Here is a 22,679-nt window from a genome sequence, read left to right on the forward strand (position 1 = left end):
TCCTCTGGCAACTCGACTTTCGAGGAACAAGGCCCATGGAAAAAAAGAATCAATGGAATACCGGCTACTGGATCGTTGCCCTCCTGCTGTTGCTGAGTTTGCAGAGATACTGGCAGACGGCGAAAACCGTCGAGCCGGTGCCCTACAGCGAGTTCGAGAAGGCGCTGGACGAGGGGCGCGTGGCCGAAGTGCTGGTGTCGGATCGTACGGTGACCGGGCGCCTGAAGTCGCCGGACAGCCGGGGCAAGACGACGATCGTGGCAACGAGGGTCGAACCCGATCTTGCCGATCGCCTGTCGAAGTACGACGTGCCCTATGCCCGCGTGTTGGAGAGCACCTGGCTGCGCGATGTGCTGTCGTGGATCCTGTCAGCGGTATCCTTCTTTGGCGTCTGGTTCTTCCTGTTCCGCCGCTTCGCCGAGAAGCAGGGCATGGGCGGGTTTCTCAACATCGGTAAGAGCCGCGCCAAGGTGTTCGTGGAAAAGAACACCGGTGTGACGTTCGCCGATGTCGCGGGGGGGGATGAGGCCAAGGCGGAGCTGGTCGAGATCGTCGATTTCCTGAAGAATTCGCAGGACTATGGCCGTCTCGGGGCGCGCATTCCCAAGGGCGTGTTGCTGGTCGGCCCACCGGGCACCGGCAAGACATTGCTGGCCAAGGCTGTTGCCGGCGAGGCGGCGGTGCCCTGCTTCTCCATCTCCATCTCCGGATCAGAGTTTGTCGAGATGTTCGTCGGCGTGGGTGCGGCCCGTGTGCGCGACCTGTGCGAGCTGGCCCGCGGGCAGGCGCCGGCCATCATCTTCATCGACGAGCTCGATGCGCTGGGCCGCGCGCGCGGCGTCGGCGGCCCCATCGGCGGCCACGACGAGCGCGAGCAGACCCTCAACCAGCTGCTCACGGAGATGGACGGCTTCGACAGCTCGGTCGGGCTGATCATCCTCGCCGCCACCAACCGCCCCGAAATCCTCGACCAGGCGCTGCTGCGTGCCGGCCGCTTCGACCGCCAGGTGCTGGTGGACCGGCCCGACAAGAAGGGGCGGCTGGACATCCTGAAGGTTCATGTCAAGAAGGTGACGCTGGCCCAGGATGTAGACCTCGAACAGGTAGCCGCACTGACCACGGGCTTTTCCGGCGCGGACCTCGCCAATCTGGTCAACGAGGCGGCGCTGGCGGCGAGGAGACGCCGTGCGTCCGCCGTGGAATTGCAGGACTTCACCGCGACCATCGAGCGCATCGTGGCGGGCCTGGAAAAGAAGAGCCGCGTGCTCAATCCCAAGGAGCGGGAAACCGTGGCCCATCACGAGATGGGCCATGCGCTGGTGGCGCTGGCGCTGCCCGAAACCGACCCCGTACACAAGATCTCGATCATCCCGCGCGGCATCGGCGCGCTGGGCTACACCTTGCAGCGCCCCACCGAAGACCGCTTCCTGATGACGCGTACCGATCTCGAGCACAAGATCGCCGTACTGCTGGGCGGGCGTGCCGCCGAAAAGCTGGTGTTCGGCGAGTTGTCTACCGGGGCGGCGGACGATCTGGCGCGAGCCACCGACATCGCCCGCGACATGATCACCCGCTTTGGCATGGACGAGGGCCTAGGCTACATCGCCTTCGAGGCGCAGCGGCCCCGCTTTCTCGATACACCTTAACTGGCCCACGGCGGTTGCCGGGTGGCCGAATCGACCCAGGCGCGCATCGATCAGGCTATCCGCGACATCGTGATGGGCGTGTTCGAGCGCGCCTACCGGATTCTCGACATCAACCGCGCGGTGCTGGAGCGCTGTGCGCGCGAGCTGCTGGCGCGGGAAACGCTCGACGAAAGCGATATCCGTCAATTGGCTCAAGGACTTGTTCGGAACTGAAAACAGTAGTAGGTGCCATTCAGAGTAAACCGACGGCTCTGTTCAGTGCGTCATCCAATTCGTCGGCATTGTTCAAGGAGAACCGATATGTCTGCATTGACTCCGTGGGACCCCTTCCGGGAACTGGATGAATTGCAAAACCGCCTGGCGACGATGTTCGGACGAATACCCCAGCGACAGGGCGCCCGTACCGGCAACGAAGCCATGACCACGGCGGACTGGGCACCAATGGCGGACATCAGCGAGGATGAGAACGCATTCCTCCTCAAGCTGGATCTGCCGGAGGTCCCCAAGGATGCCGTGCGCGTCAGCGCGGAAAACGGTGTGCTCACCATCAGCGGCGAGCGCAAACTGGAAAAAGAGGAGCAGGGCAAGAAGTTCCACCGCATCGAACGTGCGTATGGCCGCTTTGTGCGCAGCTTTGTCTTGCCTGACAACGTTGATCCGACCAAGGTGACGGCTTCCATGAAAGACGGCGTGCTGGAAGTGCGGCTTGTCAAGGCCGAGCAAGCCAAACCGAAACAGATTGAAATCTCAGTCAACTAACTTCAACCAAGAGCCCAAGATCATGAATATCAAACAGCCACAATACACCTTCTCCGCACTTGCCCTGGCGGTCGTCGTCGGACTGAGCGGACCGGCTCTGGCCCAATCGGCGGCAGGTTCTAGCCCAGGTGCTGCAGCACCCTCTGCCGCATCCAAGGCGGCACAGCCACAGGTAGATGACAAGGCCGCCCGGGAAGCCGATAAAAAGCGTGCCGAGCTCACTCAAGACGCCATCACGGCGCTCACCAAGACCCAGGAGGCTTTGACCCTCCTTGATGCAAAGAAGACCAAGGAGGCGCTTGCTGCGCTGGAACTGGCCAGCGGAAAGCTGGAACTGGTATTGGCACGCGACGCCAAACTTGCTTTAGCGCCGGTCGATGTACGCGTCATCACCCACGATATCCACGCCAACGTGGAATCGGTAAAGAAAGCGGTCAAGTTGTCTCGGGAGTTGTTGGGTGATGGCGAGGTGCAAAAGGCCCGGCCCATCGTTGCCAATCTGGCCAGCGAAATCGTAATCCAAACCGACAACCTTCCGATGGCAACGTACCCGGCAGCGATCAAGTCGGCCGTACGGCTCATCGACAGCGGCGAGATCGACAACGCCAAAGCGGAACTCGCCCGAGCACTGAACACGCTGGTGGTGACCTCGGTCGCCTTTCCTCTGCCCGTGCTACGGGCCGAAGCCGCGATGGCAAAAGCTGAAAAGCTGGCCGAGACCGACAGGCGCGATGCCAAGCAGAACGAGGAGCTCAGCACCTTGCTGTCGTCCGTGCGCACGGAGATCGAGATGGCGCAGATCCTGGGTTATGGCAAGAAGGCGGACTTCAAACCCATCTTCGATCAGGTGAAGTCCATTGAGCAAAAGTCGGCTGGTGGCAAAAGCGGCAAGGGATGGTTCGACGAGTTGAAGACGCGCATCCAAAAGCTGTTTTGAGGTGATGAAGGGGCTGACTGCTCTGTCGGTCAGTCTCGCGATGTTCGCATTCAGCCCCAATAGATTCGCCTATTTTCACTATCTCATACGAGGCATATCACCATGAATGAGCAAACACCGAATCCCAATGCGACGAACGAAGGAATAAACGAACAGGCCGCGGTAAGCAGCCTTCCTGTCAGTCCAGAGTCCAAGCCTGAAGTCGTCACGGAGGTACAGCCTGAGGTTCAGAAAGAAACGGACTCGCAGGCGGCAGACAAACGTAAACAAGTCCTCGATGAGGCAGTCTCGGCCTTGTCGCTGACCAAATCCGCGCTGGCCGCACTTGACGGCAAGGACACTGCACGCGCATTGGCAACGCTGGCCGAAGTGACGGGAAAGCTGGAGCTGATCGTCGCGCGCGAACCCACGCTCGCCCTGGCCGGCGTTGATGTGCGCACCATCGTGCACGACTTGTTCGCCAACACGGAAACCATTGAGGCGATGACCGACGAGGCGCTGGATGCCCTCAAACATGGCGAGGTGCAACAGGCTCGCCACGTGCTGGCTTTGCTGGCCAGTGAAATCGTGATCACGGTCACCAACATCCCTTTGGCGTCCTATCCCGCAGCCGTGAAGGCAGTCGTGCCGCTGATCGATCAGGGCAAGATCGAAGAAGCCAAAGCCGCGCTGCAGTCAGCGCTCAGCACGCTGGTCGAGGAGCGCAGCGTGCTTCCGCTGCCCGTCCTGCGTGCGAAGCTGCTCCTGAAGCGCGCCGAGCCCCTGGTAGAAGATGGTCAGCGCAGCGAAGCATCCAATGAGCGCCTGGAGACATTGTTGAACGAAGCCCGGCAGCAGTTGGAAATGGCAGAACTGCTGGGCTATGGAAAAAGGAAGGACTTTGAGCCCCTGTACGCTGAACTCAAGAAAATCAAGGAAAAGACGGGAGGGGGAGGCTGCGGAAAAGGCTGGCTCGATGAAGTCAAGGCAAAACTGTCCAAGTTGTTCTGAAACCCCTGGAGAGGGGGCGCATAGCGCCCCCTCTCTTGTCCCATGAGTGTTTGATTTTTTATTTTGTATAGATCTTTAGGAGATATTGCATGAACACAGACACCATCGCTAATTCCAATGCGGATGACCCCACCAAAGCACTGTGTTCGCTGAGCCAAAATTGGTGGCTTTTTGTGCTGCGCGGTGTCTTGGCATTGATTTTTGCAGCCCTCGCGTTCTGGATGCCACAATCGGCTCTGTTGGCCATGACCATCATGTTCGGCGCATTTTCCTTGGTCAATGGCGCGTTCAACTTGTTTGCAGCGGTGCGCCATATCCAGAAAAAAGAGCGCTGGGGCTGGCTGCTGTTCAGCGGCATTGTCGGCATACTTACGGGCGTCGTCGTCCTGGTTGCTCCTTGGGTCGCCACGATAGTCTTGGCTTCTTTTTTATGGGCTAGCGTGGGCTTCTGGGCGATTTTCACCGGTGTGCTGGAGATATCCGCCGCCGTTCGGCTGCGTCGGGAAATCAAGGGTGAAATCTGGCTTGCCCTCAGTGGACTGCTCTCGATTATCCTTGGCGCTATCGTCTTGTGGATATTTTTTACCCGTCCGGTCGAGTCATTCGTGGCCGCAGGCTGGCTGTTGGGTTTCCATGCGGCAGTCTATGGCGTCACGCTTTTGTTCTTGAGTTGGAGTCTTCGCAAAACGCGCCTGGGGTAAGAGCGTGCCAAACCAAAATCTATGGATATGAGCATCCTCGATTCATACCTCCATAGAAATGACATCGAAGGAGTCATACATGCAGATGCAATATAGCTATCGAGCTATCGACAAAGAGTTTCATGAACCTTGGCAGAGAGCTTTGGGAAATGTGATCGAGCACGCCCTCAAGCCATTGCTCGACAAACACACTAAAGATTCAGCGCAACTTCAAATCGTCCTTGATCGCGACAAGATCAAGCGGCAATTTCTGGCCAGTGGCTATATGCACCTGCCCGGCAAAAAGATTGTCAGCGTTACTGCATCACATGACGAGCTGACGCCCCTCGCGCAGATGCTCGCACAGTCGTTGTTCCGTCAGGCCAAGAAGCATTTTGACCGACTGCATGCTCAGGATCAAATCAAGCGCAAAGCACGACGCGAGCGCTTGCGCGAGCTCAAGGTGCGGATTGCCGCAAAACCCGCATCAGCCGCCCATGAGGCCGAGGTGACCCGAATGCCTCTACTGTCGAAACTTGAGGCTGTCGCAAGGCGTGAGCTGGCTTATCTGCGGGCCGTCGGCGATTTACCGCGCGATTATCCGACGCTGCGCGACGTGGTGGATGAAGCGATTGTCCGAGCTGAGGTGGAATGGCAATCCGTGCCGGGGGAAAAAGAGGCTTACACCGGTCTTTTGAAGCATCTGTTCGCCGTCCTGGATAACGAAGTGGCAAGCAGCCGGCAATTTGGCGAATTCGTTTCTCTGGACGCGCCGGTCGAACCGGATGCCCAAGACGTGGCCGAGGCCATGGTGGAAGAGGAAATCTTCGAATTTTATCAGCCCGATGACACACTCAAGCTGGCCGATATCTTCGCTGGCAGTCAGCATCCCGATGTCGCAACGATCGCGGAACAGGAGGAGCTGATTGATCGGTCGAGCGAGTTCGCTTTTGCATTTGACCTGCTGAAGGACATGCCGCGTTTGTGGCGGCGCATTTTTCTGCTTATCCGTGTGGACGGGCTGAATGCCAGCAGCGTCTCTGAAATCCTGCTGATTCCTAGTAAGGAAGATGCTGTCCGAAGGTGGCTCATGCAGGCCGAAGCATTCATCGCTGCTCATCTGGAAGAGGCCGGAGTAAGCAAAAACGGGAACGATTGGCTCCAAGGCGTTGATTGGTCGGCATTGTCTGTGACCCGAAGCGAGGCAGCCTCACTGTGGTCCAAGGAGGCGAACCATGAAGAATGATCTTCACCTTGTCTGCCCGCATTGCCAGTCCATCAACCGCGTACCGACTGCGAAGCTATCGGAACATCCCAACTGTGGCCGCTGCCAGCAGCCCTTGTTCACGGGCGAGCCCATCGAGTTGACCACGGCGACGTTCTCGCGCCACGTGGAGCGCAGCGATCTGCCGCTGCTGGTCGATTTCTGGGCGCCATGGTGCGGGCCGTGCAAGATGATGGCGCCACAGTTCCAGCAAGCGGCGCACCAGCTCGAACCGAGGATCCGGCTGGCGAAGGTGAATACCGAGGCTGAGCCCCACCTGGCCGCGCAGTTCGGTATCCGCAGCATCCCGACGCTCGCCCTGTTCCAGGGTGGGCGGGAGATCGCCCGTCAGGCCGGCGTGATGGGCGCGCAGGACATCGTGCGCTGGACGTCGACGCAAGTGGGACGCTGACCGATGCAGGGCTTGCTCGGCACTACACTAATCCTGCTGGCGGCTTGCAGCCTGGCGGCGATGGCGACGGCGGCGTTCAGAGTGCCCGCCTTGCTGGGGTATCTCTCTGTCGGCGTTGTACTGGGCCCCTCAGTCATCGGCGTGATCGCGCCGGGGGAGACGCTGAGCTTTCTGTCCGAGCTGGGCGTGGCGCTGCTGTTGTTCATGGTCGGACTGGAATTCTCCCTCGGACACTTCTGGCTCGCCCGCAGGACGGTGCTGATGGCGGGCGCTCTGCAGATGATCGCCGTGGCCCCGCCGCTGATCCTGCTATTGATGTGGCTGGGGCAGCCCGGCCAGAGCGCCGCGCTGCTCGGCACTGCGGCGGCCATGTCGTCCACGGCGCTGGTCAGCCGACAACTGGCCGACCAAGGCGAGCTCACCACCCGCCACGGCCGCAGTGTCATCGCCGTGCTGGTCTTTCAGGACCTGGCCAGCGTGCCCCTGCTGGCCTTGCTGGCGATCTGGGCGCGCGGCGAGTCGCCGAAGATCGAGCATGTGCTGCTCGAAGTATTCGGTGTGCTGCTGCTGTTCGCGGCAGCGGCCCTCGCCTCGCGCCGTCTGTTGCATGGCCTGCTGGGCTGGGTGGCGCGGCGGGGCCACGAGGAATCGTTCGTGCTCGTCTCCTTGTGCGTGGTGGTGGCTGCCGCCGCCGCTGCGCACGCGGTCGGCGTATCCGCCGCCCTAGGGGCCTTCCTCGCCGGGATGGTGCTGGGCGAGAGCGACTTCCGGCACCACATGGAAAGCCACCTCAGGCCGTTTCGCGATGTGTTGTCGGGCGTGTTCTTCGTGACCATCGGCCTGCAACTGGACGCAGCACAGATTCTTTCGGCACCGCTGGCGGTGCTGGCGTGGCTGGTGGTGCTGGTACCGGTCAAGATCCTGCTCAATACGCTGGCCTTGCGGGCGACGCTCCTGTCCGCCCTCGATGCCTGGCGCACGGGCATAGCGTTGGGGCACGGCGGCGAGTTCGCCCTGCTGTTGTTGGGCACGGTCTTGCAGCAGCATCTGATCCCCGCGACCGTCGTCCAACCCATGCTGGTCGCGCTGGTGCTCAGCATGGCCCTGGCACCGCTACTGATCCGCCATCACGATGTACTTGCCCGGTTCTTGAGCCGCACCGGCGGCGTCATTCAGCCACCCCAGGCTGAAGAAGTCGAGATCGCCGCGCAGACGACGCGATATCGAGACCATGTCATCGTTTGCGGCGCGGGCGAGCTTGGCCTGACAGTCAGCGAGATTCTTCGCCACGCCGGCGTGGCGCATCTGCTGCTGGAGGCGGACGCGCAGAAGGTCGAGGCCGCGCGTGCCGCCGGCGCGCCGGTGTTCCATGGCGATGCCAGTCGGCCCGATACCTTGCTGGCTGCCGGCTTGACGCATGCGCACTTGGTGGTGCTGACGTTCGCCCATGCCCAGCAAGCGTTGCGCATCGCCCAGGCGATTGCCGAGCGCCGTCCGGCGCTGACCTTGTGGGTGTCATGCAGAAGTACGACCGCGGCCGATGCATTTCGCGCCATGCCCAACGTGCGCGTGTATCAGCAATCCTTTGCCGCAGCTATTGGGCTGGCGGAACAGGTGATGTCGACGCTTGGCATGTCGACCGAGCTGATTGAAGGACACATCAGCGCAATGCGCCGCCGTCTCGACAGCAGCCGTTTTCCAGGGAGTTCATCGTCATGAAATCAACACGCCTTAACCCATTTCAGGTCTTACGTGACCAATTGGCCATCATGAGTTTTTACGAGCGCTTCGAGCAGGTCGTCGCGCTCGTGCTGTCGGCGGTGATCGCCGTCATCATCGTGGTGTCGCTGTTCCAGCTCATCTCCATCGTCTTCACGCTGCTGGTTCTAGATGCCTTCAATCCCCTGGACCACGAGGTATTCCAGAGCGTGTTCGGCATGATCATGACGCTCTTGATCGCGATGGAGTTCAAGCATTCCATCGTGCGTGTGGCGCTGCGTCGGGACAGCATCATCCAGGTCAAGACGGTGGTCCTGATCGCGCTGATCGCACTCTCCCGCAAGTTCGTGATCCTCGACTCCGACGCGAGCCCCGCAAAGATAGCCGCGCTGGCAAGCGCCACGCTGGCTCTGGGTGCGACCTACTGGCTGCTGCGCAAGCGCGGCGACCGCGCCGCCGAGACCTCTGAGCATGACCCGTCATCATCCCAGTGATCCGCGCACGGCGCTCTTGCAACACCGCTGGCTCAACCGCCTGCAGACCGGGCTGTTGGTCCTGACCCTGGTCGGGATCGCAGCCGCAGCAGGGAGACTGCCGTTTGGGGAAGGCTGCCTGTGGCTCGCGCTGTTTGCCGTTGCAGGTGCGTTGCTGCTGGAACCGGTAGCCGCGTCGGCGCTGAGCTTGCGCCTGTACCGCGTACGGGCCTTGCACCCGCAAGAAGCCCACAAGATGTGGGCCCTGTTGCGCGAGCTGCCCGCCCGTGCCGGTTTGCCCGCCACGCCGGTGCCGCACTATGTGCCCAGTGCCGTCGTCAACGCCTTCGCCACCGGATCGAAGCAGGAGGCATCGATCGCCCTCACCGATGGCCTGCTGCGCAGCCTGAGCCCACGCGAGCTGGCGGGTGTGCTCGTGCACGAGGTCGCGCACATCGCTAATGAGGATCTGCGTGTCATGGGGCTGGCGGATTCCGACAGTCGCCTCACGAGCCTACTGGCCCTTATGGGACAGATCGCGATCCTGCTCAGCCTGCCCGCGCAGCTGGTTGGCGCGGCGGAGGTCTATTGGCCTGGTCTATTGTTATTGGCCGCATCGCCCCTGCTGGCCCTGCTCGCACAGCTCGGCTTGTCTCGTGTGCGTGAGTTCGACGCTGACCGCCTTGCGGCGGAACTGACTGGCGACCCGCAGGGGCTGGCGTCCGCGCTGGCGAAAATCGAGCGGGTCAGCCGCTCCTGGCGTGCCTGGCTATGGCCGGGATGGGGCAATCCCGAGCCCTCCTGCTTGCGCACGCGTCCGGCAACGCAAGAGCGCATCGCACGCCTGCTGACGTTGGCGCCTGGGCCAGCATCAGCGTTGCCACTCCGCGCGCCCCATTTTTTGCCGGAATCCGCTTTGGCGACGCGCCCACCGCGCTGGCGCCCGAGCGGGCTGTGGCGCTGATTGCCCATCAACAGGAGACGTCTCATGGCCTATCTCGACCCGTACCAACGCCCCGCGCCGGACCGCTTCGTCCGGCGCGGGCTCTTCATCACCGCCTGCATTGCCGCGCTCATGCTGCTGTGGCAATTTCTGCCCGCCATCGAGGCATGGTTCAGTCCGCGCGAGGCAGCAGAACGCACCGTGATGGCGCGTGGCGATCTGGCGGCGGACGAGAAAACCACCATCGAACTGTTCGAAAAATCGCGCGCCTCGGTGGTCTACATCACCACCGCGCAATTAGTACGCGATGTCTGGACGCGCAACGTGTTCTCCGTGCCGCGCGGCACTGGCTCGGGCTTCATCTGGGACGACGCCGGCCACGTCGTCACCAACTTCCACGTCATCCAGGGCGCGTCCGAAGCCACCGTCAAACTGGCCGACGGCCGCGACTACCAGGCCGCGCTGGTGGGGACGAGCCCCGCGCACGACATCGCCGTGCTCAAGATCGGCGTCGGTTTCAAGCGCCCGCCGGCCGTGCCGGTCGGCACCAGTGCCGACCTCAAGGTGGGTCAGAAGGTGTTCGCTATCGGCAACCCCTTCGGCCTGGACTGGACGCTCACCACTGGTATCGTCTCCGCGCTCGACCGCTCGTTGCCGGGAGAAGCGGGCGGCCCGGCCATCGATCACCTGATCCAGACCGACGCCGCCATCAACCCCGGCAATTCCGGTGGCCCGCTGCTCGATTCGGCTGGGCGGCTGATCGGAATCAATACCGCCATCTACAGTCCGTCTGGCGCCTCGGCCGGCATAGGCTTTGCGGTGCCGGTCGATACCGTCATGCGCGTGGTGCCGCAACTCATAAAGACCGGCAAGTACATCCGTCCGGCGCTGGGCATCGAGGTGGATGAGCAGCTCAACGCGCGTCTGCAGGCGCTGACCGGCAGTAAGGGCGTATTCGTATTGCGCGTGACGCCGGGCTCGGCGGCGCACAGGGCCGGGCTCGTCGGCGTCGAGGTCACCGCAGGCGGCATCGTGCCCGGCGATCGCGTTATCAGCATCGACGGTATCGCCGTCGACGACGTCACCACATTACAGGCCCGGCTAGACGACAAGAACGTTGGAGATGTTGTGGTCTTGTTAGTGGAGCGGGCCGGCAAGACTCGCGAGATGCTTGTGGAACTACAACCGGGAGTTTGATGGAAAGTGGGTCATGGATCTGCACAGCGAAGCAGCCAAGCGACTTCAGCCTTGCGCCGAACTACGAGCCCTAGCTAGGGATGGTCTGAAGTAGCCCTGTATTTCCGGCTGACTTCAGCCACTGCTGATTTTGAAAGCGGTGAACCGATCAAAAACGATCGGATCACCCGCTCATTTCGGTGCTTTCAGCCGTCGCGAGCACCTTGCGACGGCCATTTTCCGCATTACAGGCGCACCTCTCCTGCGCTTGCCAGCAAATGTCGGCGGGCCATCCATAGGTTCGACAGGGCAAACAGCGTCACCAGTTGTGCAGTGTTCCTCACCAGCCCTCGGAAACGTACCTTGGTGTAGCCGAACTGCCGCTTGATCACGCGAAACGGGGGCTCTACCTTCGCTCGCACTTGCGCCTTGGCCTTCTCGATCTTGCGCTTGGCTTTGTACAGGGCGCTGCGTTTATCGAGCATCTTGTAGGTGCTGCGGCGTGCTGCGACCTGCCAGATCACTTCTCGGTCGGCATGCTCGGAGCGCTTTTCGACGCCTGTGTAGCCGTCATCGGCGCAGACGACGTTCTCGTCGCCGTGCAGCAGTTTGTCGACCTGGGTGACATCCGCCACGGTGGCTGCCGTGCCCACCACGCTGTGTACCAGCCCCGATTCATCATCAACGCCGATGTGCGCCTTCATGCCAAAGTAATACTGGTTCCCCTTCTTGGTCTGGTGCATTTCCGGGTCGCGCTTGCCGTCCTGGTTCTTGGTTGAACTGGGCGCGTGGATCAGCGTGGCATCGGCGATAGTGCCCTGGCGCAGCGACAGACCGCGATCCCCCAGGTAGCCATTGATCACACAGAGGATGCCGGCTGCCAGCTCATGTTTCTCCAGCAGACGACGGAAGTTGAGGATGGTAGTTTCGTCAGGAATACGCTCCAGGCTCAGCCCGGCGAACTGACGTAGGATGGTCGTCTCGTACAGCGCTTCTTCCATGGCCGGATCGCTGTAGCCGAACCAGTTCTGCATCAGATGGATACGCAGCATCGCCATCAAGGGATACGCCGGGCGACCACCTTCGCCTTTCGGATAATGCGGTTCGATCAGGGCAATCAGCCCTTTTCACGGCACCACCTGATCCATCTCGATCAGGAACAGTTCCTTGCGGGTCTGCTTGCCCTTGCCGGCATACTCGGCGTCGGCGAAGGTCATCTGCTTCATGGAAGAACTCGGGTGGCGGGATCAGCGTATTTTGGACTGCCCCCACGCCCGTAGACAAATTCTGTCCTCACGATGAGGCCTGTTCGAAGGCCTCCGGACTGGCGCCGCCGAGGTGACTGTGGCGACGGGCCCGGTTGTAGAACACTTCAATGTAATTGAAGATATCCGGCCGGGCCAGATCCCGAGTTTTGTATATTCTCTTCCTGATGCGTTCTTTTTTCAGTGAACTGAAGAACGATTCGGCCACCGCATTATCATGGCAGTTGCCACGCCGGCTCATGCTCGGTGCAAGGTTATTGGCCCGGCAGCAGCTCTGCCAGTCGTTACTGCCGTACTGACTACCTTGATCGCGATGTACGATGACCTCGCCGTCTGGGTTTCGGCGCCAGACCGCCATCATCAGCGCGTCGAGCGCCAGTTCGCGTGAGAGAGTGGGGTTCATCGACCAGCCGACCACATTACGGGCGAAGAGATCGATAACCACCGCCAGACACAGCCAGCCCTGCCAGGTGCGGATATAAGTAATATCGGTGATTGGCCCGGACAACGGTAAACTGCCGCTGCACACGATTAGGCGCAACCACTAAAGGTCGGCCAGCGATACGACGCGGAGCTTTATAGCCGCGCACGGCTTTAATCCGGTTCAATTGCATAATACGACCCACCCGGTTTTTACCGCAGATTTCCCCGATTTCGTTCAGGTCGCCATGAACCCGGCGGTAACCGTATACGCCTCCGCTCAGTGAATAGGAGTCACGGATAAGCGTCAGCAGACGCTGGCTATCTTTATCACGCGCCGAGGCAGGGTCATGCAGCCACGCATAGAACCCGGCCCGGGCGACATTCAGTACCCGACACATCGTCATCACACCCCATACAGTTCGGTGCTCATTGATAAAGCGGTACTTCAGTCGGGCTCCCTTGCAAAGTACCGCGCGCCCTTTTTCAGGATATACCGTTCTTCTTCGGTGCATTTTAGTTGCGCCCGGAGTTTGGTAATGCTGCCAACTTACTGATTTAGTGTATGATGGTGATTTTAAGGTGCTTGCGTGGCTTCCATTTCCATCAGATGTCCTTCCTGCTCCGCTACTGAAGGCGTGGTGCGTAACGGCAAAAGCACTGCCGGACATCAGCGCTATCTCTGCTCTCATTGCCGTAAAACATGGCAACTACAGTTCACTTACACCGCCTCTCAGCCCGGTACGCACCAGAAAATCATTGATATGGCCATGAATGGCGTCGGATGTCGCGCCAGTGCACGCATTATGGGCGTTGGCCTCAACACGGTTTTACGTCACTTAAAAAACTCAGGCCGCAGTCGGTAACCTCGCGCATACAACCGGGCAGTGATGTGATTGTCTGCGCTGAAATGGACGAACAGTGGGGCTACGTCGGTGCTAAATCACGTCAGCGCTGGCTGTTTTACGCGTATGACAGGATACGGAGGACGGTTGTGGCGCACGTCTTCGGTGAACGCACTCTGGCCACACTGGAGCGTCTTCTGAGCCTGCTGTCGGCCTTTGAGGTCGTGGTATGGATGACGGATGGCTGGCCGCTGTATGAATCCCGCCTGAAGGGAAAGCTGCACGTTATCAGCAAGCGTTACACTCAGCGCATTGAGCGACATAACCTGAATCTGAGACAACATCTGGCAAGGCTGGGACGGAAGTCACTGTCGTTCTCAAAATCGGTGGAGCTGCATGGCAAGGTCATCGGGCATTATCTGAACATAAAACACTATCAGTAAGTTGGAGTCATTACCCGATGCACGGTGATGCTGCCAACTTACTGATTTAGTGTATGATGGTGTTTTTGAGGTGCTCCAGTGGCTTCTGTTTCTATCAGCTGTCCCTCCTGTTCAGCTACTGACGGGGTGGTGCGTAACGGCAAAAGCACTGCCGGACATCAGCGCTATCTCTGCTCTCACTGCCGTAAAACATGGCAACTGCAGTTCACTTACACCGCTTCTCAACCCGGTACGCACCAGAAAATCATTGATATGGCCATGAATGGTGTTGGATGCCGGGCAACCGCCCGCATTATGGGCGTTGGCCTCAACACGATTTTACGTCACTTAAAAAACTCAGGCCGCAGTCGGTAACCTCGCGCATACAGCCGGGCAGTGACGTCATCGTCTGCGCGGAAATGGACGAACAGTGGGGCTATGTCGGGGCTAAATCGCGCCAGCGCTGGCTGTTTTACGCGTATGACAGGCTCCGGAAGACGGTTTGCGCACGTATTCGGTGAACGCACTATGGCGACGCTGGGGCGTCTTATGAGCCTGCTGTCACCCTTTGACGTGGTGATATGGATGACGGATGGCTGGCCGCTGTATGAATCCCGCCTGAAGGGAAAGCTGCACGTAATCAGCAAGCGATATACGCAGCGAATTGAGCGGCATAACCTGAATCTGAGGCAGCACCTGGCACGGCTGGGACGGAAGTCGCTGTCGCTCTCAAAATCGGTGGAGCTGCATGACAAAGTCATCGGGCATTATCTGAACATAAAACACTATCAATAAGTTGGAGTCATTACCCTTTTTTCAACTTCTGATGGATGCGAGTGATTGAACTCATACATTAATGTTTTCCCACGAAGTCTTTTTTCAGGTAAGCCTTCGCACATATCGGTAAATAGCTTGCCTGCTTTTATTTTTTCTGTCATCGACATGTTCATTTTTAACATTCCGTCCTGATAAGTTGGTCGGATAAGGCGCTCGCGCCGTATCCGACATTAATTTCTTAAGCGACTTCATTCACCTGGCGACGCAGCAGGGAAAGTGGGCCGGGGCCGCTAAGCGTGAACACGGAAATTAAGGTGAAGCCCAGCGCCACCAGACCCAGCACCAGGTAAGCGCCCTGGAAACCGATGCTTTCATACATATTGCCCGCCAGAATAGACATAAAAATCATCGCCAGTTGCTTAAAGAAGCAGAAACAGACCAGATAAATCGTCGCTGAAAAACGCACTTCAAACTGGCTGGTAATATATTTAAAGCAGCCCACCAGCAGGAACGGTACTTCAAACATATGCAGCGTTTTCAGAATAACCACTTCCAGTGCTGAGGTAGCGAACGATGAGCCAATAATACGTACTGACATAATAGTGCCTGCCAGCAGCAGGGCGTTTTTCCCACCGATGCGATTAATGATCAGCGGCGCAAAGAACATAATCGAGGCGTTAAGTAATTCGCCCATTGTCGTTACGTAGCCAAATACCCGCGTACCCTGTTCACCGTTGGCAAAAAAAGAAGTAAAGAAATTAGCAAACTGTTGGTCAAAAACATCGTAGGTGCAGGAGACGCCAATAACATACAGTGACAAAAACCACAGTTTTGGCTGTCTGAACAGTTCCAGCGCCAGCTTAAGGCTAAATGCTGAATGGTTGGCACCTACCGCATTGGCAACCGTGGCGGAAGAGGGCGCATCTGTTTTGGCGAAAAAGAGCAAAACGGCGAGGATGAATGCACAGCCAGAACCCAGCCAGAAAACAAACTGATTATTGATGGTAAACATGATGCCGACAATCGAGGCACACATCGCCCAGCCAACACAGCCAAACATCCGCGCGCGACCAAATTCGAAATTACTACGACGGCTGACTTTCTCGATAAATGCCTCTACTGCTGGCGCACCGGCGTTAAAACAAAAGCCAAGATAAATACCACCAACAATCGCTCCTACTAAAATGTTGTATTGTAACAGTGGCCCGAAGATAAAAATAAAGAACGGCGCAAACATCACTAACATGCCGGTAATAATCCACAGCAGGTATTTTCGCAGTCCGAGTTTGTCAGAAATCAGACCAAACAGCGGTTGGAATAATATCGAGAACAGAGAAATAGCGGCAAAAATAATACCCGTATCACTTTTGCTGATATGGTTGATGTCATGTAGCCAAATCGGGAAAAACGGGAAGTAGGCTCCCATGATAAAAAAGTAAAAGAAAAAGAATAAACCGAACATCCAAAAGTTTGTGTTTTTTAAATAGTACATAATGGATTTCCTTACGCAAAATACGGGCAGACATGGTCTGCCTGGTTATTATTATTTTTGACACCAGACCAACTGGTAATGGTAGCGACCGGCGCTCAGCTGGAATTCCACCGACACTGACGGGCTCCAGGAGTCGTCGCCACCAATTCCCATATGGAAACCGTCGATATTCAGCCATGTGCCTTCTTCCGCGTGCAGCAGATGGCGATGACTGGTTTCCATCAGTTGTTGTTGGCTGTAGTGGCTGATGTTGAACTGGAAGTCGCCGCGCCACTGGTGTGGGCCATAACTCAATTCGCGCGTCCCGCAGCGCAGACCGTTTTCGCTCGGGAAAACGTACGGAGTATACATGTCTGACAATGGCAAGTCCCAGCGGTCAAAACAGGCCGCAGTAAGACGGTCGGGATAATTTTCTTGCGGTCCTAATCCGAGCCAGTTTACTCGCTCTGCGACCTGCGCCAGCTGGCAGGTCAGGCCAATCCGCGCCGGATGCGGCGTATCGCTTGCCACTTCAGCATCAACGGTAATCGCCATTTGACCACTACCATCAATCCGGTAAGTTTTCCGGCTGATAAATAAGGTTTTCCCCTGATGCTGCCACGCGTGGGCGGTCGTAATCAGCACCGCGTCGGCAAGTGTATCTGCCGTGCACTGCAACAACGCTGCTTCGGCCTGGTAATGGCCCGCCGCCTTCCAGCGTTCGACCCAGGCGTTAGGGTCAATGCGGGTCGTTTCACTTACGCCAATGTCATTATCCAGCGGTGCACGGGTGAATTGATCGCGCAGCGGCGTCAGCAGTTGTTTTTCATCGCCGATCCACATTTGTGAAAGAAGACCTGACAACCGGTTAAATTGCCAACGCTTATTACCAAGTTCGATGCAAAAATCCGTTTCGCTGGTGGTCAGTTGCGGGATGGCGTGGGGCGCGGAGGGTTGTGTCACGCTGAGGTTTTCCGCCAGACGCCATTGCTGCCAGGCGCTGATGTGCCCGGCTGCTGACCATGTGGTCGCGTTCGGTTGCACTACGTGAACCGTTAGCCAGAGTTGCCCGGTGCTCTCCGGCTGCGGTAGTTCAGGCAGTTCAATCAACTGTTTTCCTTGTGGAGCGACATCCAGAGGCACTTCACCGCTTGTCAGCAGCTTGCCATCCAGCGCCACCATCCAGCGCAGGAGCTCGTTATCGCTATGACGGAACAGGTATTCGCTGGTCACTTCGATGGTTTGCCCGGATAAACGGAACTGGAAAAACTGCTGCTGGTGTTTTGCTTCTGTCAGCGCTGGATGCGGCGTGCGGTCTGCAAAGACCAGACCGTTCATGCAGAACTGGCGATCGTTCGGCGTATCGCCAAAATCACCGCCGTAAGCCGACCACGGGTTGCCGTTTTCATCATATTTAATCAGCGATTGATCGACCCAGTCCCAGACGAAGCCGCCCTGTAAACGGGGGTATTGACGAAACGCCTGCCAGTATTTAGCGAAGCCACCAAGACTGTTACCCATTGCGTGGGCATATTCGCAAAGGATCAGCGGACGCAGTTCTCCAGGCAGCGAAAGCCATTTTTTGATGGACCATTTCGGCACAGCCGGGAAGGGCTGGTCTTCATCCACACGCGCGTACATCGGGCAAATAATATCGGTTGCGGAGGTGTCGGCTCCGCCGCCTTCATACTGTACCGGGCGGGAAGGATCGACAGATTTAATCCAGCGATAGAGCGCATCGTGATTAGCACCGTGGCCTGATTCATTCCCCAGCGACCAGATGATCACACTCGGGTGATTACGATCGCGCTGCACCATTCGCGTTACGCGTTCGCTCATCGCGGGTAGCCAGAGCGGATCATCGGTCAGACGATTCATTGGCACCATGCCGTGGGTTTCAATATTGGCTTCATCCACCACGTACAGGCCGTAGCGGTCGCACAACGTGTACCACAGCGGATGATTCGGATAATGCGAACAGCGCACGGCGTTAAAGTTGTTCTGCTTCATCAGCAGGATATCCTGCACCATCGTCTGCTCATCCATGACCTGACCATGCAGAGGATGATGCTCGTGACGGTTAACACCGCGAATCAACAACGGCTTGCCGTTCAGCAGCAGCAGGCCATTTTCAATCCGCACCTCGCGGAAACCGACATCGCAGGCTTCTGCTTCAATCAGCATGCCGTCGGCGGTGTGCAGTTCAATCACCGCACGGTAGAGATTCGGGATTTCGGCGCTCCACAGCGCCGGGTTTTCGACGTTCAGACGTAGCGTGACGCGATTGGCATAACCGCCACGCTCATCGATAATTTCACCGCCGAAAGGCGCGGTGCCGCTGGCGACCTGTGTTTCACCCTGCCACAAAGAAACCGTCACCCTCAGCTCATCGCGCAGCACGCCGTACATCTGAACTTTTGCCTCCAGTACAGCGCGGCTGAAATCATCATTAAAGTGAGTAACAACATGGAAATCGCTGATTTGTGTGGTCGGTTTGTGCAGCAACGAGACGTCACGGAAAATGCCGCTCATCCGCCACATATCCTGATCTTCCAGATAATTGCCGTTACTCCAGCGCAGCACCATCACCGCGAGGCGGTTTTCTCCGGCGTGTAAAAATGCGCTCAGGTCAAATTCAGACGGCAAACGACTGTCCTGTCCGTAACCGACCCAGCGCCCGTTGCACCACAAATGAAACGCCGAGTTAACACCATCAAAAATAATTCGCGTCTGGCCTTCCTGTAGCCAGCTTTCATCAATATTAAATGTGAGCGAGTAACAACCCGTCGGATTCTCCGTGGGAACATACGGTGGATTGACCGCAATGGGATAGGTCACGTTGGTGTAGATAGGCGCATCGTAACCGTGCATCTGCCAGTTTGAGGGGACGATGACAGTATCGGCGTCAGGAAGATCGCGCTCCAGCCAGCTTTCTGGTACCGCTTCTGGTGCCGGAAACCAGGCAAAGCGCCATTCACCATTCAGGCTGCGCGACTCTTGGGAAGGGCGATCGGTGCGAGCCTCTTCGCTATTACGCCAGCTGGCGAAAGGGGGATGTGCCGCAAGGCGATTAAGTTGGGTAACGCCAGGGTTTTCCCAGTCACGACGTTGTAATACGACGGCCAGTGAATCCGTAATCATTGTCATAGTTGTATCCTGTGTGAATTGTTATCCGCTCACATTTTCGCATAACATACGAGCCGGACACATAGAGTGTAAAGCCTGGGGTGCCTAATGAGTGAGCTGACTCACATTAATTGCGTTGCGCTCACTGCCCGCTTTCAAGTCGGGAAACTTGTCGTGCCAGCTGCATTAAGGAATCTGCCAACGTGCGGGGAGAGGTGGTTTGCGTATTGGGCGGTAGGGTGGTTTTTCTTTTCACCAGTGAGACGGGCAACAGCTGATTGCTCTTCACCGCCTGGCCCTGAGAGAGTTTCAGCAAGCGGTCCACGCTAGTTTTCCCCAGCAGGCGAAAATCCTGTTTGATGGTGGTTAACGGCGGGATATAACACGAGCTGTCTTCGGTATCGTCGTATCCCACTACCGAGATATCCGCACCAACGCGCAGCCCGGACTCGGTAATAGCGCGCATTGCGCCCAGCGCCATCTGATCGTTGGCAACCAGCATCGCAGTGGGAACGATGCCCTCATTCAGCATTTGCATAGTTTGTTGAAAACCGGACATGGCACTCCAGTCGCCTTCCCGTTCCGCTATCGGATGAATTTGATTGCGTGTGAGATATTTATGCCAGTCCGCCAGACGCAGACGCGCCGAGACAGAACTTAATGGACCGGCTAACAACGCGATTTGCTGGTGACCCAATGCGATCAGATGCTCCACGCCCAGTCGCGTACCGTCTTCATGGGAAAAAATAATACTGTTGATGGGAGTCTGGTCAGAGACATCAAGAAATAGGGCCGGAACATTAGCGCAGGCAGCTTCCACAGCAATGGCATCCTCGTCATCCAGCGGATAGTTAATGATCAGACCACTGACGCGTTGCGCGAGAAGGTTATGTACCGCCGCTTTACAGGCTTCGACGCTGCTTCGTTCTACCATCGACACCACCACGCTGGCACCCAGTTGATCGGCGCGAGATTTAATCGCCGCGACAATTTGCGACGGCGCGTGCAGGGCCAGACTGGAGGTAGCAACGCCAATCAGCAACGACTGTTTGCCCGCCAGTTGTTGTGCCACGCGGTTGGGAATGTAGTTCAGCTGCGCCATCGCCGCTTCCACCTTTTCCCGCGTTTTCGCAGAGACGTGGCTGGCCTGGTTCATCACGCGGGAAACGGTCTGATAAGAGACACCGGCATACTCTGCGACATCGTATAGCGTTACTGGTTTCACATTTACCACCCTGAATTGACTCTCTTCGGGTGCTATCATGCCATACCACGAAATGTTTTGCGCCATTCGGAGGGGGCACGCCGAAGTGAGATTCAAAATGCCGACGTCAGTTCACAGGTGGGTAATGATACCAACGTGTTGATTTCGTATTTTCACTGACACCAGGATCATCCTGATGTTACAAGGATTGAATGACTACAGATTAAAATAGTCATCAACAGGTTGACAGCATTACCCAGAATATCGCAGCCTGGCTTAAGTCATCCATTTAATTATTAATCAAGGGATTATCAATGAAAAATATCATGACGTTATTCCTCTCTATAATCCTGCCTTTTTCAGTCTGTGCTCAAACCGTGACGGCAACAGGCGATACACTGGAGCAGACGGAAGAAAAAATTCGCCAGCAGGCTGACAAGCAGGGTGACAGGTATTATAAAATTACCGAAGCCCGCATGGGAAATAAAGTACATATCACAGCAGAAATCCTGCCGAAATAAATAGTTCGGGGTAATACTGCCCCCTGATTTTACAGGTATGGATATTGACGCGGTCAAAGATATTAATATCAATATTACATGCTGAAGGTTTTTATTTTTGATTCATTAATAACTTTATAAACTATCATGGGTGGGGAACTGCGAGTTACCCGTACATGTCGGGTAAAACTCACCCATCATCATGTACAGCAACTCCAGACTCCCCACTGGCAGCAGTACTTGCGGATATCTTGTCAAGAAAAATGCGAATGACTCACACACCCGGAATAAAGAAACGACATTTTTTTGCATGTCAAAACAATTATCAGATTAAAAATAAATCCAACAAGTAAAAAAGAGACAATCAATCCTTTCAGAAACGGAAAGTCAATAAATGAAACAGTAAGACTTGCTGGCGCATCAAGCATTAAAGCTATTCGAACATGTAAATTTACTGATTGATAATTTAAAGAAGCCACAGCCCTGCATGAGCTGTGGCTGTACATCCTGAAAATTCAGTAGCGATACAATCTATTCTGTTTCCTTACGAAAATAAACTTGTTTAATATAACGCCCCCGACCATCTCCATGGCCCAGGTCCATTGAAACTAATGCCTCGGATTCATCGCGACTCATTCCATTTTTAATATGGTGATTTACAGCATCGCGGGAGTAAGCGTAACGTAAACTGTGCGGCGCATTTTTACCATTCATTCCGGCCTCTCTTACAATATTACGGTAGCGATCAATAGCGGTATGCAGAGAGGGTTTATCAATCAGTTTTCCGTTATGTTCACTGACATAACTAATTGCCTTGTCAAGAATTGATAAAACTTTTTCGCGATTAAAAACTGTCGTTTCCCTTGGACGTCCGCCTTTAGTCCCGAAAACAACACGGACACGCTCATGATTATTAATCAGTGCCTGCCTCCATGTCTTTAAAGACTTTGCAGACTGAACGGTTTCTTCTGTTCTCAATCCAAGATATCGGGAAAGTTGCACAGCAAGAGCAACGCCCTCGTCTTTTCTTTGGGCAAAACTGACCACAGCATTAAGTTTTTCGTCTGTAATGGGAAGTTTAGTTCCATCCCGGTTAGCACCAGAAATCCCGAGCGCCTGATTACTCAGGTTAATGTGACTGGGATCGGCCAGTTTATTTCTTCCTGCTGATAATAAAACAGAACGGATAGCAGACATCTCATTCTGTAACGTCCTGAGAGATAAACTATCTGCCTTCCTGCTCTCAATATACTTTTCAATATGGGAAGTTTTGATATGTTTTACGTCCCTGATCTGAATATTCAGTTCAGACAGTCGTTCAGAAAAACGTTCTGCGATTCTTGAACGGTCAGCCACCGTTTTATAACTTCCCCGCCCCTGACGGGCAAGCGTGACGAGTTGTTTGCACAGCTGTTTACTGAATCTGGACATTTCACTCTCTCCAAAGGCATACACGTCCCTCTGCTTGTAAAGAAGCAGACGGATCTGTAGACCAGCAATTCATTCCCCGACGACACGGTTGCTGTTGCGCTTCCTGCGTCTCGACTGGTATCTGTGCATCGGGGCGGCGAATTGTTGAGTTCTTGCGAGGCACCCCAGATCTCTGATCTGTTTGCTGCTTATGCAGAGCTGACTTACGTCAAGCTGCCT

General features: G+C 56.6%; 17 protein-coding genes and 5 pseudogenes. 15 read left to right on the forward strand and 7 right to left on the reverse strand.

Annotated elements, in window-relative coordinates; genetic code table 11:
• The first annotated feature begins 35 nt into the window (after positions 1–35).
• The 11 genes and pseudogenes from ftsH (at position 36) to ACLIBF_RS04055 (ending at position 11,020) form a co-directional block, all read left to right on the forward strand.
• Positions 36–1,859: pseudogene (gene ftsH / locus ACLIBF_RS04005) on the forward strand (ATP-dependent zinc metalloprotease FtsH).
• A gap of 87 nt (positions 1,860–1,946) precedes the next feature.
• On the forward strand, positions 1,947–2,405 hold the full coding sequence (gene hsp20-GI, locus ACLIBF_RS04010; protein ID WP_001275372.1) for a small heat shock protein sHSP20-GI: 459 nt from the start codon (positions 1,947–1,949) through the stop codon (positions 2,403–2,405).
• Between the two features lie 22 nt (positions 2,406–2,427).
• A complete protein-coding gene (yfdX1, locus tag ACLIBF_RS04015; protein ID WP_057631349.1) occupies positions 2,428–3,342 on the forward strand; it encodes a heat resistance protein YfdX1 in 915 nt (304 codons plus the stop codon).
• Positions 3,343–3,444: 102 nt separating this feature from the next.
• Positions 3,445–4,332 carry a heat resistance protein YfdX2 gene (yfdX2, locus tag ACLIBF_RS04020; protein ID WP_016154558.1) on the forward strand — a complete coding sequence of 296 codons (888 nt, stop codon included), beginning with the start codon at positions 3,445–3,447 and terminating at the stop codon, positions 4,330–4,332.
• A gap of 89 nt (positions 4,333–4,421) precedes the next feature.
• Positions 4,422–5,033 (forward strand): heat resistance membrane protein HdeD-GI, encoded by a 612-nt coding sequence (gene hdeD-GI / locus ACLIBF_RS04025; protein ID WP_001090779.1) that lies wholly within the window; start codon positions 4,422–4,424, stop codon positions 5,031–5,033.
• A gap of 79 nt (positions 5,034–5,112) precedes the next feature.
• Positions 5,113–6,258, forward strand: a complete 1,146-nt coding sequence (locus tag ACLIBF_RS04030; RefSeq protein ID WP_050311373.1) for a hypothetical protein — start codon at positions 5,113–5,115, stop codon at positions 6,256–6,258.
• Positions 6,248–6,688 (forward strand): heat resistance system thioredoxin Trx-GI, encoded by a 441-nt coding sequence (trx-GI, locus tag ACLIBF_RS04035; protein ID WP_000786815.1) that lies wholly within the window; start codon positions 6,248–6,250, stop codon positions 6,686–6,688. The genes ACLIBF_RS04030 and trx-GI overlap by 11 nt, the downstream gene beginning before the upstream one ends.
• A gap of 3 nt (positions 6,689–6,691) precedes the next feature.
• Positions 6,692–8,407: a heat resistance system K+/H+ antiporter KefB-GI gene (gene kefB-GI, locus ACLIBF_RS04040; protein ID WP_088222458.1), complete on the forward strand. Its 1,716-nt coding sequence runs from the start codon at positions 6,692–6,694 to the stop codon at positions 8,405–8,407.
• The gene (psiE-GI, locus tag ACLIBF_RS04045) at positions 8,404–8,901 is read left to right on the forward strand and encodes a heat resistance protein PsiE-GI (protein WP_016154556.1); all 498 of its coding nucleotides are present in this window, start codon (positions 8,404–8,406) and stop codon (positions 8,899–8,901) included. Before kefB-GI ends, psiE-GI begins: the two co-directional genes overlap by 4 nt.
• Positions 8,879–9,844 (forward strand): zinc metalloprotease HtpX, encoded by a 966-nt coding sequence (locus tag ACLIBF_RS04050; RefSeq protein ID WP_448309396.1) that lies wholly within the window; start codon positions 8,879–8,881, stop codon positions 9,842–9,844. Before psiE-GI ends, ACLIBF_RS04050 begins: the two co-directional genes overlap by 23 nt.
• Positions 9,845–9,868: 24 nt before the next feature.
• Positions 9,869–11,020: a S1C family serine protease gene (locus ACLIBF_RS04055; RefSeq protein WP_003847784.1), complete on the forward strand. Its 1,152-nt coding sequence runs from the start codon at positions 9,869–9,871 to the stop codon at positions 11,018–11,020.
• Positions 11,021–11,244: 224 nt separating this feature from the next.
• On the opposite strand, the pseudogene ACLIBF_RS04060 reads toward ACLIBF_RS04055, so the two are convergent.
• Together ACLIBF_RS04060 and ACLIBF_RS04065 are read right to left on the reverse strand one after the other, a co-directional pair.
• Positions 11,245–12,225: pseudogene (locus ACLIBF_RS04060) on the reverse strand (IS5 family transposase).
• A 67-nt stretch (positions 12,226–12,292) separates the two neighbouring features.
• Positions 12,293–13,225, reverse strand: a pseudogene (locus ACLIBF_RS04065) (IS3 family transposase); the annotation flags it as partial.
• Between the two features lie 49 nt (positions 13,226–13,274).
• Between ACLIBF_RS04065 and ACLIBF_RS04070 the strand changes: the two are divergent.
• From ACLIBF_RS04070 to ACLIBF_RS04080, 3 genes and pseudogenes are all read left to right on the forward strand, one after another.
• Positions 13,275–13,972 (forward strand): IS1 family transposase gene (locus ACLIBF_RS04070; RefSeq protein ID WP_223862015.1). Its coding sequence is split into 2 segments (ribosomal slippage): positions 13,275–13,524 and positions 13,524–13,972, totalling 699 coding nucleotides; the frame shifts between segments, so codons are not numbered across the junction.
• A gap of 78 nt (positions 13,973–14,050) precedes the next feature.
• Positions 14,051–14,326 carry an IS1-like element transposase gene (locus tag ACLIBF_RS04075; RefSeq protein WP_000179213.1) on the forward strand — a complete coding sequence of 92 codons (276 nt, stop codon included), beginning with the start codon at positions 14,051–14,053 and terminating at the stop codon, positions 14,324–14,326.
• A 44-nt stretch (positions 14,327–14,370) separates the two neighbouring features.
• Positions 14,371–14,746, forward strand: a pseudogene (locus ACLIBF_RS04080) (IS1 family transposase).
• Between the two features lie 14 nt (positions 14,747–14,760).
• Here the strand turns inward: ACLIBF_RS04080 and ACLIBF_RS04085 are convergent.
• From ACLIBF_RS04085 to lacI, 4 genes and pseudogenes are all read right to left on the reverse strand, one after another.
• Positions 14,761–14,901, reverse strand: a pseudogene (locus tag ACLIBF_RS04085) (maltose acetyltransferase domain-containing protein); the annotation flags it as partial.
• A gap of 65 nt (positions 14,902–14,966) precedes the next feature.
• Complete coding sequence (gene lacY / locus ACLIBF_RS04090; RefSeq protein ID WP_088221856.1) at positions 14,967–16,220, reverse strand: lactose permease; 1,254 nt, start codon at positions 16,218–16,220, stop codon at positions 14,967–14,969.
• A gap of 51 nt (positions 16,221–16,271) precedes the next feature.
• A complete protein-coding gene (gene lacZ / locus ACLIBF_RS04095) occupies positions 16,272–19,346 on the reverse strand; it encodes a beta-galactosidase (protein WP_088221855.1) in 3,075 nt (1,024 codons plus the stop codon).
• Positions 19,347–19,467: 121 nt separating this feature from the next.
• Positions 19,468–20,550: a DNA-binding transcriptional repressor LacI gene (gene lacI, locus ACLIBF_RS04100; protein ID WP_016809493.1), complete on the reverse strand. Its 1,083-nt coding sequence runs from the start codon at positions 20,548–20,550 to the stop codon at positions 19,468–19,470.
• A 293-nt stretch (positions 20,551–20,843) separates the two neighbouring features.
• Here lacI and ACLIBF_RS04105 point away from each other — a divergent pair, with 293 nt between their 5' ends.
• Entirely contained in the window at positions 20,844–21,050 is a 207-nt protein-coding gene (locus ACLIBF_RS04105; protein WP_050148996.1) for a YdgH/BhsA/McbA family protein, read from the forward strand.
• A 510-nt stretch (positions 21,051–21,560) separates the two neighbouring features.
• On the opposite strand, the gene ACLIBF_RS04110 is transcribed toward ACLIBF_RS04105, so the two are convergent.
• Entirely contained in the window at positions 21,561–22,460 is a 900-nt protein-coding gene (locus tag ACLIBF_RS04110) for an integrase domain-containing protein (RefSeq protein WP_039187744.1), read from the reverse strand.
• Between the last annotated feature and the right edge of the window lie 219 nt (positions 22,461–22,679).

Source organism: Pantoea sp. PGP6 (genome assembly GCF_053474785.1).

Coding starts and splice junctions, on each gene's coding strand:
- hdeD-GI (WP_001090779.1), top strand. CDS start 4,422: ATGAACACAGACACCATCGCTAATTCCAATGCGGATGACCCCACCAAA.
- ACLIBF_RS04110 (WP_039187744.1), bottom strand. CDS start 22,460: ATGTCCAGATTCAGTAAACAGCTGTGCAAACAACTCGTCACGCTTGCC.
- ACLIBF_RS04030 (WP_050311373.1), top strand. CDS start 5,113: ATGCAGATGCAATATAGCTATCGAGCTATCGACAAAGAGTTTCATGAA.
- ACLIBF_RS04050 (WP_448309396.1), top strand. CDS start 8,879: ATGACCCGTCATCATCCCAGTGATCCGCGCACGGCGCTCTTGCAACAC.
- ACLIBF_RS04105 (WP_050148996.1), top strand. CDS start 20,844: ATGAAAAATATCATGACGTTATTCCTCTCTATAATCCTGCCTTTTTCA.
- ACLIBF_RS04055 (WP_003847784.1), top strand. CDS start 9,869: ATGGCCTATCTCGACCCGTACCAACGCCCCGCGCCGGACCGCTTCGTC.
- hsp20-GI (WP_001275372.1), top strand. CDS start 1,947: ATGTCTGCATTGACTCCGTGGGACCCCTTCCGGGAACTGGATGAATTG.
- yfdX1 (WP_057631349.1), top strand. CDS start 2,428: ATGAATATCAAACAGCCACAATACACCTTCTCCGCACTTGCCCTGGCG.
- kefB-GI (WP_088222458.1), top strand. CDS start 6,692: ATGCAGGGCTTGCTCGGCACTACACTAATCCTGCTGGCGGCTTGCAGC.
- trx-GI (WP_000786815.1), top strand. CDS start 6,248: ATGAAGAATGATCTTCACCTTGTCTGCCCGCATTGCCAGTCCATCAAC.
- lacZ (WP_088221855.1), bottom strand. CDS start 19,346: ATGACAATGATTACGGATTCACTGGCCGTCGTATTACAACGTCGTGAC.
- lacY (WP_088221856.1), bottom strand. CDS start 16,220: ATGTACTATTTAAAAAACACAAACTTTTGGATGTTCGGTTTATTCTTT.
- psiE-GI (WP_016154556.1), top strand. CDS start 8,404: ATGAAATCAACACGCCTTAACCCATTTCAGGTCTTACGTGACCAATTG.
- yfdX2 (WP_016154558.1), top strand. CDS start 3,445: ATGAATGAGCAAACACCGAATCCCAATGCGACGAACGAAGGAATAAAC.